The sequence below is a fragment of the Brevundimonas sp. genome (assembly GCF_035626535.1).
In the GTDB taxonomy this organism is placed as follows: domain Bacteria; phylum Pseudomonadota; class Alphaproteobacteria; order Caulobacterales; family Caulobacteraceae; genus Brevundimonas.
Genome location: NZ_DASPNO010000012.1, coordinates 1 through 2,463 on the forward strand (window position 1 = coordinate 1; position 2,463 = coordinate 2,463).

Genomic DNA, 2,463 nt, shown 5'->3' on the forward strand with positions numbered 1-2,463 from the left:
CGGGCCGGCGGGCGGCTCGCCGGACGCGCGGCAGGAGGCGCCGCCGTCGTGGACACCGGCGCGGCCGCCGGAGCCTCGGCTGTCTGGACGGGAGCGGGCGCCGGGGCGGTCGGTCCCTCGGCGGCGGCGGCGGCGCGGGCGGCCAGCTGTCGCTGGGCGGCGAAACGGCCGGCCAGCTTCTCGGTCAGGTCGCGGGCGGCGGCGGGCTCCATCTGGGCCATGACGGCGGCCAGCGAACGGGGACGCATGGCGGCGGCGACCGGCAGGCGCACGTCGTCGTCGAGGGTGGCGAAGACCCGGGCCGCCTCGCGCGGGCGCATGGCGGAATAGACGGCGACCAGGCGGTCGACCTCGGCCTTCTCGCGCTCGCCGACCTGGCCGAGCAGGGCCTGCACCTCGGCCTTGACGGCGGCGAGGGCGGCGACCTTGGCGTCGAGCTTCTGTTCGGCGGTGGCCATCAGCGGCAGCATCGAGGCGAAGTCGGCGTCGCGGGCGTCCAGTTCGGTGCGGCGAGCCGACAGCGACTGGATGATGCGCAGTTCGGCCGGGGAGATGCCCGCCTGCTGGGCCAGCTGCTCCGGCGTCAGGGCGCAGATGGCGGCGGCGGGCGCGGCGGGCGCGGCCGCCGGGACGGCCTCCTCCGCCCAGGCCACGGCGCCCTCGAACAGGCCGGGAGCGACGCCGACGGCGCGGACGACGACCACCCCGCCGATGGCGACGGCGATCAGGGGCAGCAGGCGGGGGATCTTGCTCATGATCGGGACTCGAAAGGTGGGGGACGGCCGCTCAGGCGGCGAACAGGTCTTCGTCGAGACTGCGGCGAGCGCGGTTGAGGCTTTGCTTCGCGGATTGGTTAGCGGTCATGGCCCCGAGGATGGCGGCGACATTGCTCCCGCCGGGGGCGCGGCCCCTCGATGGCGCGGACAGGCCCTGGATGCGTTCGGCCAGGGCGGCCATGCGGGCGGCGCGTTCGTCGTCCTGCGGCGGCGCGGCCGGAGCGGGGGCGGCGGCGCGGGCGGGCGGCGCTTCTTTCACCGGCTCGGCGATCGGGGCGGGGGCGGGTCCGCGGGCGATCAGCGTCTCCAGCTGGGCCTTGACCTCGCGGGCCTTGATGATGCGGTCGTGCAGCAGATCGGTCTCCTGCCCCGAGGCCCGCAGGGAGGCCAGGGCGGCCTCGGCCCGGCCGGCGGCGGCGTTGAGGTCGGTGACGGCGGAGGCGAAGGCCTGCTGGCCCTCGCGCAGGGCGGTGAGCTTGCGCTCCAGCCGCACGCCGTAGCCGAGGGCGGCGACCAGCAGCATCATCAGCACGCCGTCGAGGATCATCCCGGTCATCAGCGTCTTCCCTTCGCGAGGCTGGAGGCGGCTTCGACGTCGATCGGCGCCTCGACGCGGACCGCGATATGCTGGCCCTTGCGGCCCATGCGGCCGGTCGTCAGCGGGATCGATCCGGCGCGGACCGAAATCTCGGAGTCCGGGGTGGCGTTGAGCATCAGGGTGTCGCCGACCTTGAAATTGAGCACCTGCGACAGGGGCAGCTGCTGCTCGTCGAGCACGGCCCGGACTTCGGTGCCGGTGGTCCAGAGCTCGGTGGCGAGGTGGCCTTCCCAGATGTTGTCGCGGCCGAACTTCTCACCCATGAACTGCTGCAGCAGCATCTTCCGGATAGGCTCGAGGGTGGCGTAGGGCAGCAGCAGCTCGATGCGGCCGCCGCGGTCTTCCATGTCGATGCGCAGCTTGACCAGGATGGCGGCGTTGGCCGGACGGGCGATGGCGGCGAAACGCGGGTTGGTCTCCAGCCGGTCGAGGTTGAAATGCACCGGCGTCAGCGGCTCGAAAGCGGCGCGGGCGTCGGCCAGCACGACCTCGACCATCCGCTGGACCAGCACCCGCTCGATGGTGGTGTAGGGCCGCCCCTCGATGCGCAGGGCCGCGGTGCCGCGACGGCCGCCGAGCAGCACGTCGACGATCGAATAGATCAGGTTGGAGTCGACGGTCAGCAGGCCGTAGTTGTCGAGCTCCTCGGCCCGGAACACGGCGAGGATGGCCGGCAGGGGGATGGAGTTCAGGTAGTCGCCGAAGCGGATCGAGGAGATGTTGTCGAGGCTGACCTCGACGTTGTCGCTGGTGAAATTGCGCAGGGAGGTGGTCATCAGCCGCACGAGGCGGTCGAAGACGATCTCGAGCATCGGCAGGCGCTCGTAGGAGACCAGGGCCGAGTTGATGATGGCGCGGATGCCGGAGCGCTCGGAGCCGTCGTCCTCGCCGAGGTCGAAGCCCAGCAGGCTGTCGATCTCGTCCTGGTTCAGCACCCGTTCCGACAGGACGGGCGCTTCCGGCTCCGCCAGCGGATCGTCGAGGGGGTCCGGACTTTCGGCGAAGGCGGCGTCGGTCATGCCTACTGCACCAGCATTTCTTCGATCAGCACGGCGTCGACCTTGCCCGGGGCGGCGATCAGGTTGACCC

General features: G+C 72.2%; 3 protein-coding genes. All 3 read right to left on the reverse strand.

Annotated features, from left to right (window positions below; translation table 11 throughout):
• Positions 1–755: MotE family protein (locus tag VEC04_RS01065; protein WP_324772960.1), on the reverse strand; the 755-nt coding region annotated here is incomplete at its 3' end.
• A 31-nt stretch (positions 756–786) separates the two neighbouring features.
• Complete coding sequence (locus VEC04_RS01070) at positions 787–1,332, reverse strand: DUF6468 domain-containing protein (RefSeq protein ID WP_324772962.1); 546 nt, start codon at positions 1,330–1,332, stop codon at positions 787–789.
• On the reverse strand, positions 1,332–2,393 hold the full coding sequence (gene fliM / locus VEC04_RS01075) for a flagellar motor switch protein FliM (RefSeq protein WP_324772964.1): 1,062 nt from the start codon (positions 2,391–2,393) through the stop codon (positions 1,332–1,334). Before fliM ends, VEC04_RS01070 begins: the two co-directional genes overlap by 1 nt.
• Between the last annotated feature and the right edge of the window lie 70 nt (positions 2,394–2,463).

Coding starts and splice junctions, on each gene's coding strand:
- VEC04_RS01070 (WP_324772962.1), bottom strand. CDS start 1,332: ATGACCGGGATGATCCTCGACGGCGTGCTGATGATGCTGCTGGTCGCC.
- fliM (WP_324772964.1), bottom strand. CDS start 2,393: ATGACCGACGCCGCCTTCGCCGAAAGTCCGGACCCCCTCGACGATCCG.